Origin of the sequence: Shewanella khirikhana (genome assembly GCF_003957745.1) — a bacterium.
Taxonomy (GTDB): domain Bacteria; phylum Pseudomonadota; class Gammaproteobacteria; order Enterobacterales; family Shewanellaceae; genus Shewanella; species Shewanella khirikhana.
Genome location: NZ_CP020373.1, coordinates 4,423,219 through 4,435,000 on the forward strand (window position 1 = coordinate 4,423,219; position 11,782 = coordinate 4,435,000).

Consider the following 11,782-nt stretch of genomic DNA (forward strand, 5'->3'; position numbering starts at 1 on the left):
AGAGGACACAATGCAGGGTTCTGTTACAGAATTTCTTAAACCGCGTCTCGTGGACATCGAGCAGGTTAGCCCAACTCGTGCCAAGGTCGTTCTGGAACCGCTTGAGCGTGGTTTCGGTCACACTTTGGGTAACGCGTTGCGTCGTATCCTTCTGTCGTCCATGCCTGGCTGCGCGGTCACCGAAGTTGAAATCGACGGTGTACTGCACGAATACAGCAGCAAGGAAGGCGTTCAGGAAGACATCCTCGAGATCCTGTTGAACCTGAAAGGTTTGGCCGTGATCATCGAAGGAAAAGACGAGGCTATGCTCACGCTGAGCAAGTCCGGCGCAGGCCCTGTTACTGCAGCAGACATCACCCACGACGGTGATGTAACCATCGCTAACCCTGATCATGTTATCTGTCACCTGACCGGTAATCATGACATCAGCATGCGTATCCGCGTTGAGCGTGGTCGTGGTTATGTGCCGGCTTCTGCCCGTGCCCAGAACGAAGACGATGATCGCCCAATCGGCCGTCTGCTGGTTGACGCTTCTTTCTCACCGGTTGCCCGTATTGCCTACAACGTAGAAGCGGCCCGTGTTGAGCAGCGTACTGACCTGGATAAGCTGGTAATCGATATGACCACTAACGGTACTATCGATCCAGAAGAAGCCATCCGTCGCTCTGCAACCATTCTGGCTGAACAGCTGGATGCGTTTGTAGAACTGCGTGATGTGTCTGTTCCAGAGCAGAAAGAAGAGAAGCCAGAGTTCGATCCTATTCTGCTGCGTCCTGTCGACGATTTAGAGCTTACTGTACGTTCGGCCAACTGCTTGAAGGCCGAAGCGATTCATTACATCGGTGATCTGGTTCAACGCACTGAAGTTGAGCTGCTCAAGACTCCTAACCTGGGTAAGAAATCTCTTACCGAGATCAAGGACGTATTGGCGTCTCGCGGACTGTCGTTGGGTATGCGTCTGGAAAACTGGCCTCCAGCCAGCTTGGCAGACGACCTGTAAGACCGGATTGGTACAGAGATAGTTTATAAGGATTAGGTCATGCGCCATCGTAAGAGTGGTCGTCAACTTAACCGCAACAGCAGCCACCGTCAGGCTATGTTCCGCAACATGGCTTCTTCACTGGTACGTCACGAGATCATCAAGACTACCGTTGTGAAGGCGAAAGAACTGCGTCGCGTAGTTGAACCCCTGATTACACTCGCTAAGAGTGATAGCGTAGCAAACCGTCGTCTGGCGTTTGCTCGCACCCGCGACCAAGAAGTCGTAGGTAAACTGTTCAACGAGCTGGGTCCACGTTACCAGGAGCGTCCTGGTGGTTACACCCGTATTCTGAAGTGTGGTCTGCGTGCCGGTGACAAAGCCCCTATGGCTTACATCGAGCTGGTAGGTCGCCCAGAAGCTGCCGTAGCTGTTGAAGTTGAAGCTGCCGCTGAGTAATCAGTGAAAGCGAAGAAAACCGGACCTTAGGGTCCGGTTTTTTTATGCCCGCGATTTATTCAATCCAGTCGATTTTGCCATCCAGCCTTTCCGGCACCGTCAGTTGCCACTTTTTCATACCACTGCGACTGAAAATAAACCGGCCACTGTCGTCTATCACCGGATAGATACTCGACGCCGGAGTACCATTTAAAATACGTTCAGCCATCTCTGCTGCAGTTTTGCCGTGCGCATAGCCATCCAGTACAAAGCCGCCAACGTTGCCCCTGGGGCCAATCGAGAAATCCCAAAAACCGAAGGAAGGCACAGAGGTGTGGTCGTGGATCCAGCCGAGCATCTCGTCGGGCTGGGTATAGCTGCCATCAGCTTCTGAGAGAGTATGGTAGAGGCCAACGATAATGGCATCGTAGCCTTGTGCTTTGGCCTGGCTTACCCGTTCCCGCCACACTTCGCTGCGGTTATCCAGACGGATATCGATATGAATTTTGCCAACCTTCACATAGGGCTCCAGTTGACTCAGATGATCGTGGGATACGGTTGAAGTGGTTGAGGCATCAAACACCACCAGAATTCGCGGGGCGTCTTTTTTAAGCAAGGCACTGAGAAACAGCACCGAGCGTTTCAGCAGCGGCCGTTCAAATACCCCGGTGATGGCGCTGAACTGATCCAGACCATAGTCCCGGGGTGTACCGTTAAGCCCAAGGAAAACCACGGGAATATTCAATGTGCTTAAACGCGCTGACAGCAATCTGAAGGCGTTATCGTCACCAATCAATATCAGTTCGGGGTCATAGGCCGTTAGGCCATTCCAGACCCTGTCTGCGGCCATTTCATAGTCTTCACGCTGAATACGTTTGGTGTCGAGTTGAAAGCGTTCGAGCTGATGGCCTGTCAGTACATCTTCAATCCCCTGGACGTACTCATGATCCCAGGCATAGTCGGCATGGTAGCTTTCGATAATGGCAACCCGAGCGGCGAACGCCGGCGAGAGCAGGAAGCAGCAGAGCAATATGAGCAAGCGGGACATGGCGTCATCTCCGTGAATGACTTCTCCAAGTATAGTCCTGCCGTTAAAAAGAAAGCCTCCGATTGGAGGCTTTCGAGAAGATTAGCGTGAACCGCCTTTCTGATCTTCGCTGTACTGCAGCTTCTCATGGGTTTTACCCATGGCTTCAGCCACTTCCGGCGGCATGTAGTTCTCGTCGTGCTTGGCGAGCACTTCACTGGCTTCCAGCTTGCCGTCTTCGGTCAGCACGCCCTGAGCCACAATGCCCTGGCCTTCACGGAAGAGATCCGGCAACAGATCATCATAAGTCACAATGACTTCACCGCCGCCGGCATCGTGCACGGCAAACTCAACGTGCAGACTGTTGGGATCCCGTACCATGGAGCCAACAGTCACCATGCCGCCCACCCGGATGCGCTGGCCGGCTTCTGGCTTGATGCCGGTATCGGCTTTACCGTGAATGATTTCGGTAGGGGTGTAGAACAGGTTCAGGTTGGTGTTCAGCGCGTACAGCAGCAAAGAAGCCACCGCGGCCACACCACCAATCAGGCCCACTGCAAGGGCGAGTCTCTTTTTACGTCTTGGGTTCATTCTTTGTTGCTCCGGCTTTCTTTCAGGCGCTCTTCCCGAGCGATTTTCTTAGCGATTTCCGTGAGCACCTTGCCTTTTTGGCGCGTGCTAAGAACGATAAGGGTGATAAGGCTGGTGAAGGTAACACCGTAAGCCAGCCAGACATAGAAGGCATAACCTCCCATGTTGATAAAGTCTGCAAAGCTTTCAAATTGCATTATTTAGCTCCTTGAGCCAGGGCCATTTGACGTACCCATGGGCGCATGGCGTTGCGTGCCAGGATCTCGGCCTTGAATCGAACCAGGGTCAGAGCACCGATCATCAAACCAAATCCAACGATATTGATGAGCAGTGGGTACAGCATGTCAGTCGACATGGTGGACTTCTCAGTGATCCTGATGGTGGATGGCTGGTGCAGTGAGCTCCACCATTCCACAGAGTATTTGATAATCGGGATGTTAATAACACCCACAATCGCCAGAATGCCGGCGGCACGGGCGGCCAGCACCTTGTCTTCAAAGGAGGCGTACAGGGCAATCACACCCAGGTACAGGAACAGCAGCACCAGCTCAGAGGTCAGGCGCGCATCCCATACCCACCAGGTACCCCACATAGGCTTACCCCAAGTGGCGCCGGTGAAGAGGGCGATAAAGGTGACTACCGCACCGATTGGGGCGATGGCAGCTGCGGTCCAGTCGGCCGCCTTGATTTGCCATACCAGGCCAATAAAGGCGGCGGTGGCCATCCCCATGTAAGCAGCCATCGACATCGAAGCGGCCGGCACGTGGATAAAGATGATGCGGTAGCTGTCGCCCTGCTGGTAGTCAGTCGGCGCAAACGCCAACCCCCAGACGGTACCGGTGGCAATAAAGGCGATAGCCAGAAAGGCAAACCAGGGCAAGAGTTTGTCTGATAACTTGTAAGCACGCTCGGGATCGGCGTAAGGATGTAACCACTTCCACATATTAGTTAGTACTCACTCTCAGTGATGCGCCAATTGCAAAGGGCGCCAGTGTTAAAGACCCAACCAGCATGGCCCCTATTATAGCGAGCTGGCCGTCATAGGGTAAATTCATTCCTGCGGCATCAATGGCACTGGTCGCAAAAATCAGTACCGGAATGTACAGCGGCAGGATAAGCAGACTGAGCAGCACCCCGCCTTTGCGCAGGCCAACCGTCAGTGCAACACCGATGGCGCCAAGCAAACTCAGTACTGGTGTACCCAGTGCCAGAGTCGACATCAGCGCACCATAGCTGTTGTCCTCAAGGTGCAGCAGCACGGCCAGCAGCGGTGATACCAGAATCAGTGGCACCCCGGTTAACAGCCAGTGGGCCAGCACTTTGGCCAGCACTGTCAGATACAGTGGCTGCGGGCTCAGCAGCATTTGTTCCAGCGAGCCGTCGACATAGTCGGCCTTGAACAGCCGCTCAAGCGACAGCATGGATGCCAGCAGCGCCGCAACCCAGATAATGCCGGGGGCAATGCGGGTCAACACCTGTGGCTCGGGGCCAATACCCAGTGGGAACAGGGTCACTACCATCACAAAAAACAGCAGCGGGTTAAAAATGTCTCCCCGGTGACGTACCGCGATCTTAAGATCGCGCTTGAGCACAGTGAAGAACGCTTGTCTGTAGCTAATGCCTCGTTTCATGGGAGCCAACCTTATATAAAGCGGTATTCGAGCTTGAGCTTGCGCAGCCGCTCGTCCGTGATGAGCCCCATATCCTGGTGAGTGGTCAGGATGACGCAGCCGCCGTTGTCAGCATGGCGCAGGAACAGTTGTTCCAGTTCAGCCACGCCGCGTTTATCGATGGCGGTGAAGGGTTCATCCAGGATCCAGACTTTGCAGCTGGTGTGCCACAGCCGTGCCAGTGCGGTGCGTCTGTGCTGTCCGGCGGACAGGTGGCCTGCCAGTGCTTCTTCGAATCCTTTCAGGTTGACTTTGGCGAGGATTTCGCCGCTGTTGAAGTCATCATAGCCACTTAACCTTAAATTGAAGTTAAGGTTTTCTTCGGCGGTGAGCTCGCTCTTAACGCCCGCCAAGTGCCCGAGATATAAGAGATCTTCGTTAAACTCGTCGCGGCAGCGAGTGATGTCTTCGGTTTGGTAAAATACGCGCCCGGCATAGGGGCGAGAGAGTCCGGCAAGGATCCGGAGCAGGCTGGTTTTACCGGCCCCATTCGGGCCTTCGATCTGAATGATATCGCCTTCGTTGACGCTGAAACTCAGCTCATCGAAGAGAATTCTTTCTTCACGGATACAGGTCAGCTTATCTGCGGATACCAGTGTTTTGGTTGTTGTTGTCAATTGTGTCACCAAGACCTCTAATCCAGCGGTGGAACTGTGCCGATACTAACATACTTAAAGGGCAGGGTTTACTTCGTAAGGTGACTAAGTATCAGCAATTTGATGCACTTCCAATATGTGCAATGATGCCGGAACTTTTTTAAGATTTGCTAATATATTGCCGAAATTGTGGCCTAAATCTCATCTCCCGAAACAAGCTGGGAGAGATCTCACAAAAAGGTGAGATCTTTTGAAGTTTGTAGTACCCTTAGCTCGCTAAAACTAGTCTGCCTTCGAGGGCAGCGTTGAGCATGTAAGTATTTGCATTAGGAACATTGAACATGAAAAAACTGTTAGCAATGACTGCAGTAGCTGCTCTGACTATGGCTGCCAGCGTATCTGCTCAAGAAGGTGAAGCTATTTATAACAAGGCTTGCCAGGTTTGCCACAGCATGGGCGTAGCCGGTGCGCCTAAGGCTCACGACGCTGCCCAGTGGGAACCACGTCTGGCCAAAGGTGTTGACGCTCTGGTTGCCAGTGTTAAAGGCGGTCTGAACGCTATGCCTCCAGGCGGTATGTGTACCGACTGTACTGATGAAGACTACAAGAACGCTATTGAGTTCATGTCCAAGTAATTGGAATGTAGTTAGAAGAACCGGCCCTCTGGCCGGTTTTTTATTGCCTGTGATTTGGCCGCACCGCTTCTCTAACAGATAGCTTCTCCAGCAAATAGCAACTCCAATAACGAGCTACTCCACTAAGCCGCTGCGCCAACCAATAGCTGTGCCAATAGAGGGCTGCGCCAATAAAAAAGCCGGCGTGGTTAGCCGGCTTCATTAAACGAGATGGATGCTTTACTGCACCAGGGTATCCAGTACCAGGTTTACAGACTCGCCGCCCACATCGACGGAGGCCAGGGTGCCCTTGATGTCACCAGTTTGTGGCTTCACGCTACCGTGCTTGGACAATACTGCGATCACTTCCACCTGCTTGGCGCTGCTGAGCTTCACATCGCCACCCATGTTGGTGCTGTCATCCAGAGTGATGGTAACCGGCAGGGTTTTGGCGCTCAGCTTGGTTGCGGCCAGTGGCACTTTAGGGCCTTCGGTGGCGCGGGCAAAGATGAACAGCATATCGGTTTCATTTACCTTGGCTGCCAGCTCAGGCGATACCGATACCTGCACAGTTACAGTGGGAGCCGCTGTTGCTACGCCCTGATGTACGCTGTCGGTTGGCATCATGCCGGTTTCAGACATCATCTTCATTTTGGCAGTTTCGATGGCGTTGATCAGCGCAGTGCGGTCGATATCGTTGCGATCGGTGGCCAGAATGGTCTGCCAGGCGTCGATGGCCTTTTGGTATTCGGCGGTGAAGAAGGCATCCATACCAACCAGCAGCAGGGTAGATGGATCTTTGGGATCCAGCGCCAGCGACTGGTCGATCAGCGCCTGGATCTCAGGCGACATCTGCTGGTTGTTTTTGTAGTACAGCGCTGTGGCCTTGGGACCAATCAGCTCGGCGTGGGTGCCAACCAGCTCCATCACTTTATCGAAGGCATTTACCGCTTCATCAAAGCGATTGGCGGAGATATAGGCGTGACCCAGGTTAAACCAGGCCTGGCTGTTGTCCGGCTCGGCCTGTACGGCCATTTCCATCATTTGTACCCGCTGCGACATGATTTGCTCGGCAGTCATGCCTTCATGGGGATTGGCGGCGCGCGGTGGGTTAGATACGTTTTGGTACTGGCCCAGGTCCTGATACAGGTAGCCGGAAATACCCAGCAGCGTGACAGACATCAGCACTGGCCACAGCAGGCCCTTGGGTTTTACTGTATTAACCAGCGATTCATCGGCGCCTTGTTTAATGTCCTGCAGCAGGCTGATTTCCAGCTCTTTCTTCAGGCCTTCAAATTCCTGGTCATCCAGCAGGCCTTCGGCAAGTTCTTTTTCGAGAATGGCGAGACGTTCGTTGAACAGCTCGAGGTTGGTTTGCTTACGTACACCTGCCTCTTCGGTCTTGAGCAGGCGCTGCTGACGGAAGTGGGGTACCCAGATCAGCATAAGGCCGATCAGCACAACAAATGCAATCAGAATCCAGAAAGTCGTCATTATCTATTTTTCACCTTGGTTGCCTTGACTGGCGATACCGCCGGGTTTGCGGGTCAGATTATACGAAAAGCATATTCATTGAACAGTAATATAAGCTTAAGCGCCGACGGGAAACGCCAGAGTTGGGCACTGGTTCACAGAAAGCTGATTTAACTGCAACCAATTCAGATAAAAGGCGTCAGAATGTCAGCCAAGGGGTAGAGTTAGCTCGGTTTTGCCTGTGAAACCAAGAATGAGACTGGCGACCCATATTTGCGCGAAAGTGGCAGACAGGAACTATAGCAAATACTAAAATGGCGCAAATTCGTAAAAACTAATGTGTGATTCATGTTGTGCGTCGATAGTAGAAGTCAGGCTGTCGACATGACTATATAAGACTGAGGAGTACCCATGATCCCGGAACTTGGACACTTTGCGCTGATCACAGGGCTGGCATTCGCCATCCTGCTCAGCACCGTGCCACTTGTCGGGGTAGCACGCAAGGATCAATACCTTGTGCGCTATGCCTGGCCGTTAGCATACGGCATGTTCCTTTTTATCAGTTTGTCGGTTATCACCCTTGGCTACAGCTTCGCGGTCGATGACTTCTCCGTAGCCTACGTGGCGCACCATTCCAATTCGCAACTTCCCAGCTTCTTCAAGATCGCCGCCGTTTGGGGTGGTCACGAAGGTTCTCTGCTGTTCTGGGTGTTCTCCCTGTCGGTCTGGGCCGCGGCGGTTGCCAAGTTCAGTAAGGGACTGGAAGAAGTCTTTACCGCCCGGGTACTGGCGGTGCTCGGTATGATTACCGTGGGCTTCACCCTGTTCATGCTGCTGACTTCCAGCCCATTCGAGCGCCTGTTCCCGGCGCCAATGGAAGGGCGTGACCTGAATCCTATGCTGCAGGACGTGGGTCTTATCTTCCACCCGCCAATGCTGTATCTGGGTTACGTGGGCTTCTCGGTGAGCTTTGCGTTTGCGATTGCAGCGCTGCTCAGTGGCCGTCTTGACTCTGCCTGGGCTCGCTGGAGCCGTCCGTGGACTCTGGCAGCCTGGATTTTCCTGACCGGCGGTATCGCGCTAGGTTCCTGGTGGGCTTACTACGAGCTCGGCTGGGGTGGCTGGTGGTTCTGGGATCCGGTTGAGAACGCATCCTTTATGCCATGGCTGATTGGTACTGCACTGGTGCACTCGCTGATTGTGACTGAGAAACGCGGCACCTTCCGTAACTGGACCGTACTGCTGTCAATCTTCGCCTTCTCTCTGAGTTTGCTGGGTACCTTTATCGTACGTTCCGGGGTACTGACATCGGTGCACTCATTTGCCGCCGATCCTAGCCGCGGTATGTTCATTCTGTTGCTGCTCGGTCTTGCCATTGGTGGCTCGCTCACTCTGTTCGCCTTCCGCGCCAGTGAGATGACCAGTCCGGCCAAGTTTGAGCTTTGGTCGAAAGAAACCATGCTGCTGGTGTGTAACCTGCTGTTGACCGTGGCTTGCGGCACTGTGCTGCTGGGTACCCTGTACCCACTGCTGATTGATGCGCTGGGCATGGGTAAGATTTCGGTAGGCCCTCCATACTTCAACGCAGTGTTTGTGCCTATCGTGCTGGTGATGTTTGTGTTCATGGGTATTGGCCCCATCATCCGCTGGAAGAAGGCCAAAGCCGGTGAACTGAAGCGTCAGCTGATGATCCCTGCGATTGTGTCTGCAGTGGTAGGTATTGCCGCGCCTTTCATCGCCGGTGGTGAGTTCAATATCTGGGTTGCCCTGGGTATCGGTACCGCGACGTGGATCACCCTCGCCAGCCTGCGTGCCGGATACAACGCCATCAAGACCAACGAAGGCCTGAGCCTGGCGCGTCTTGGTCGCAGCCAACTGGGGATGATCATCGCTCACCTGGGTATTGCTGTGTCGGTAGTAGGTGGCACCATGGTGTCCAACTACTCCATCGAGAAGAGCGTGCGCATGGGTCCCGGCGTCAGCCACGAGCTGGCCGGTTACACCTTCAAGTTCCTTGAGACCAAAAACGTGGTGGGTCCAAACTACACCGCTCAGCAAGGACAGATTGAAGTGTACAAAGGTGACAGCTTCGTCACCCTGCTCAAGCCGGATCGTCGCCAGTACAACGTGCGCACCATGGACATGACCGAAGCCGGTATCGACTGGGGTCTGTTCCGTGACCTGTACGTCACCATGGGTGACCCTATCAGCGCGACCGAGTACGCGGTGCGTCTCAACTACAAGCCATTTGTGCGTTGGTTGTGGTTCGGCGGTATCTTCATGATGGTGGGCGGTTTCTTTGCTGCCTCAGACAAACGCTATCGTGTTAAGGTTGCTGCCAAGGACAAAGCGCAGCAAGACGCCAAAGGCAAATTGGCAACTGCCTGAGATTTGGAGAAAAAATGAAGAAGCTGGTCTTATTCATTCCATTGGTATTGTTTCTGGGGATGGGCGTGTTCCTCTACAAGGGCCTGTTCCTCAATCCTCAGAAACTGGATTCAGCACTGGAGGGCAAGCCTGTGCCTGCCTTCCAACTGGAAAAACTGGAAACCCCGGGTGAAATGCTCACCCAGGAAAACCTTAAAGGTCAGGTGGCACTGCTGAACGTATGGGCGACCTGGTGCCCATCCTGTAAGTATGAGCATCCGTTCCTGATGTCGTTGGCACGCCAGAAGCTGGTGCCAATCTACGGCATCAACTATCGCGACGAGCGCGCCGAAGCTATTCGTGAGCTGCGCCGCGAAGGCGACCCTTATGCGCTGAACATCTTTGATAAAGATGGCCGTCTGGGTCTGGACCTTGGGGTATACGGTGCGCCTGAAACCTTCCTGGTAGACCATAAAGGGATTATTCGTTTCCGCTACGCAGGTCCTGTGGATCAGCGCGTATGGACTGAAACCCTGTATCCGATGGTGAAGCAGCTGCAACAGGAGGCCGCCACAGAGGCGGCAGCCAACAGCCCTGCCGCAACAGGAGCCGCATCATGAAACAGTTGAACGCATTACTGGCCATGGTGCTGCTGTGCTTCAGCTCATTGGTTCTGGCCACGCCGGTAGACACTTATGAGTTCAAGTCGGCAGATAACCAGAAGCGTGCGCTGTCACTGGCCCATGAGCTGCGCTGTCCTCAGTGTCAGAATCAGAACCTGATTGACTCCAACTCGCCGGTTGCCCGCGACCTGCGTTTGGAAGTGTACAAGATGGTGGATGAGGGTAAGTCGGACGATCAGATCATTGAGTTCATGACCACCCGCTACGGTGACTTCGTGCTGTATAAGCCAAGAATGGAAGGTCGTACCTACATTCTGTGGTTGGGGCCAGTCATCCTGCTGCTGATCGGTTTGACCGCCGGTATCCTGTTTATTCGTAAACAGCGTAATCAGCCGGTGGAAGCGGCCGACCTGACGCCAGAGCAGCAAGCAGAACTCGATGCCTTGCTCAAAGGCGACAAGCCTGATGTCGAAGCAGACGACAAGGGTAAGAAATCATGAAGCGCATTGTCTGCGCACTGATGTTGGCGGCCCCCGGGGCCGCCATCGCTTATCCGGGGATGCAACAGCAAGCAGCGCAACCGGCATCCAGCGTCGATCTTATCCGCCAGTTACCCCACCCGTTTCCGATCGAAGCAGTTCCCTTTGAAGACGCAAGTGGCAAAGCCGTCGACTTCAGTCAGTATCAGGGCAAGGTCGTGATGGTTAACATGTGGGCCACCTGGTGTCCGCCCTGTGTCAGGGAGATCCCGGCACTGGAGCGTCTTAAAGCCAAGTTGGACCCAAAGACATTCGCCTTCCTGCCAATCTCTATTGATGCTGGTGGCAAGGCTGAAGTCGATGCCTTCTTAAAGGCACAGGGGATGGAAGACTTTGGTTCTTTCTTCGATGCGCCGCAAAACTTAAGGCAGGTGTTCCCCCTCGATACCATTCCAGCCACCTTTATCCTTAACAGAGAAGGGCAGCTGGTGGCCTTTGTCAGAAGCTACGTTGACTGGGACGACCCCAAAGCCGAAGCATTGTTAAAAGGCATTATCGAGGCGCCAGCCGCCGCACCTGCGGTCAACGCCGCTAAATAACCAGCCAATTCAGTGTCTGGATCCAAGAAAGATCGCATTTTGCCTAAAAGATCGGCATGCGATCTTTTTCTTTTAAAAAGGGCTTGCACTTCGAGTCAGGCTCCCTATAATGCGCATCCGTTGTCACGGCAAAACTGCTCAGGCAGGGCTGAGGTAACAACGCGGAAAGTAAACGAAAAGGTGAGTGTGGTGACAAAATCGCCAAACAGAAAAACCTTGAAGTAAATCACTTGACGCGAAAACAGGAAAGCGTAGAATACGCAGCCCTGACCCGGTGAGCCAAGCGCGACCGGATGTTCTTTAAAAATCAGATAAGACAAGCAAAT

Annotated in this window: 14 protein-coding genes; 7 read left to right on the forward strand and 7 right to left on the reverse strand. The window is 53.7% G+C overall.

The window, feature by feature from the left end; all coding sequences use genetic code 11:
* Positions 1 to 10: 10 nt before the first annotated feature.
* Together STH12_RS19565 and rplQ are read left to right on the forward strand one after the other, a co-directional pair.
* Entirely contained in the window at positions 11 to 1,000 is a 990-nt protein-coding gene (locus STH12_RS19565; protein WP_126169096.1) for a DNA-directed RNA polymerase subunit alpha, read from the forward strand.
* A gap of 39 nt (positions 1,001 to 1,039) precedes the next feature.
* Positions 1,040 to 1,438, forward strand: coding sequence for a 50S ribosomal protein L17 (gene rplQ / locus STH12_RS19570; protein WP_126169097.1), 399 nt, complete (start codon positions 1,040 to 1,042; stop codon positions 1,436 to 1,438).
* 55 nt (positions 1,439 to 1,493) lie between these two features.
* Here the strand turns inward: rplQ and STH12_RS19575 are convergent, their stop codons facing one another.
* From STH12_RS19575 to ccmA, 6 genes are all read right to left on the reverse strand, one after another.
* Positions 1,494 to 2,465: an ABC transporter substrate-binding protein gene (locus tag STH12_RS19575; RefSeq protein WP_126169098.1), complete on the reverse strand. Its 972-nt coding sequence runs from the start codon at positions 2,463 to 2,465 to the stop codon at positions 1,494 to 1,496.
* 81 nt (positions 2,466 to 2,546) lie between these two features.
* Positions 2,547 to 3,035, reverse strand: a complete 489-nt coding sequence (ccmE, locus tag STH12_RS19580; RefSeq protein ID WP_126169099.1) for a cytochrome c maturation protein CcmE — start codon at positions 3,033 to 3,035, stop codon at positions 2,547 to 2,549.
* Positions 3,032 to 3,232, reverse strand: coding sequence for a heme exporter protein CcmD (ccmD, locus tag STH12_RS19585; RefSeq protein ID WP_126169100.1), 201 nt, complete (start codon positions 3,230 to 3,232; stop codon positions 3,032 to 3,034). Before ccmD ends, ccmE begins: the two co-directional genes overlap by 4 nt.
* Positions 3,232 to 3,978, reverse strand: coding sequence for a heme ABC transporter permease (locus STH12_RS19590; RefSeq protein ID WP_126169101.1), 747 nt, complete (start codon positions 3,976 to 3,978; stop codon positions 3,232 to 3,234). The genes ccmD and STH12_RS19590 overlap by 1 nt, the downstream gene beginning before the upstream one ends.
* 1 nt (position 3,979) lies before the next feature.
* On the reverse strand, positions 3,980 to 4,666 hold the full coding sequence (gene ccmB, locus STH12_RS19595) for a heme exporter protein CcmB (protein WP_126169102.1): 687 nt from the start codon (positions 4,664 to 4,666) through the stop codon (positions 3,980 to 3,982).
* 11 nt (positions 4,667 to 4,677) lie between these two features.
* Positions 4,678 to 5,322, reverse strand: coding sequence for a cytochrome c biogenesis heme-transporting ATPase CcmA (gene ccmA / locus STH12_RS19600; RefSeq protein WP_418856590.1), 645 nt, complete (start codon positions 5,320 to 5,322; stop codon positions 4,678 to 4,680).
* 320 nt (positions 5,323 to 5,642) lie between these two features.
* Here ccmA and STH12_RS19605 point away from each other — a divergent pair, with 320 nt between their 5' ends.
* Positions 5,643 to 5,936, forward strand: a complete 294-nt coding sequence (locus tag STH12_RS19605) for a c-type cytochrome (RefSeq protein WP_126169104.1) — start codon at positions 5,643 to 5,645, stop codon at positions 5,934 to 5,936.
* 219 nt (positions 5,937 to 6,155) lie between these two features.
* On the opposite strand, the gene ccmI is transcribed toward STH12_RS19605, so the two are convergent.
* Positions 6,156 to 7,409, reverse strand: a complete 1,254-nt coding sequence (gene ccmI, locus STH12_RS19610; protein ID WP_126169105.1) for a c-type cytochrome biogenesis protein CcmI — start codon at positions 7,407 to 7,409, stop codon at positions 6,156 to 6,158.
* A gap of 390 nt (positions 7,410 to 7,799) precedes the next feature.
* On the opposite strand from ccmI, the gene STH12_RS19615 reads away from it, so the two are divergent.
* The 4 genes from STH12_RS19615 to STH12_RS19630 are packed head-to-tail and all read left to right on the forward strand — an operon-like array spanning position 7,800 to position 11,456.
* Positions 7,800 to 9,776 carry a heme lyase CcmF/NrfE family subunit gene (locus tag STH12_RS19615; RefSeq protein WP_126169106.1) on the forward strand — a complete coding sequence of 659 codons (1,977 nt, stop codon included), beginning with the start codon at positions 7,800 to 7,802 and terminating at the stop codon, positions 9,774 to 9,776.
* Positions 9,777 to 9,790: 14 nt separating this feature from the next.
* A complete protein-coding gene (locus STH12_RS19620) occupies positions 9,791 to 10,375 on the forward strand; it encodes a DsbE family thiol:disulfide interchange protein (RefSeq protein WP_126169107.1) in 585 nt (194 codons plus the stop codon).
* A complete protein-coding gene (gene nrfF, locus STH12_RS19625) occupies positions 10,372 to 10,878 on the forward strand; it encodes a heme lyase NrfEFG subunit NrfF (RefSeq protein WP_126169108.1) in 507 nt (168 codons plus the stop codon). The genes STH12_RS19620 and nrfF overlap by 4 nt, the downstream gene beginning before the upstream one ends.
* Positions 10,875 to 11,456, forward strand: coding sequence for a TlpA disulfide reductase family protein (locus STH12_RS19630; RefSeq protein ID WP_126169109.1), 582 nt, complete (start codon positions 10,875 to 10,877; stop codon positions 11,454 to 11,456). Before nrfF ends, STH12_RS19630 begins: the two co-directional genes overlap by 4 nt.
* Positions 11,457 to 11,782 lie beyond the last annotated feature (326 nt).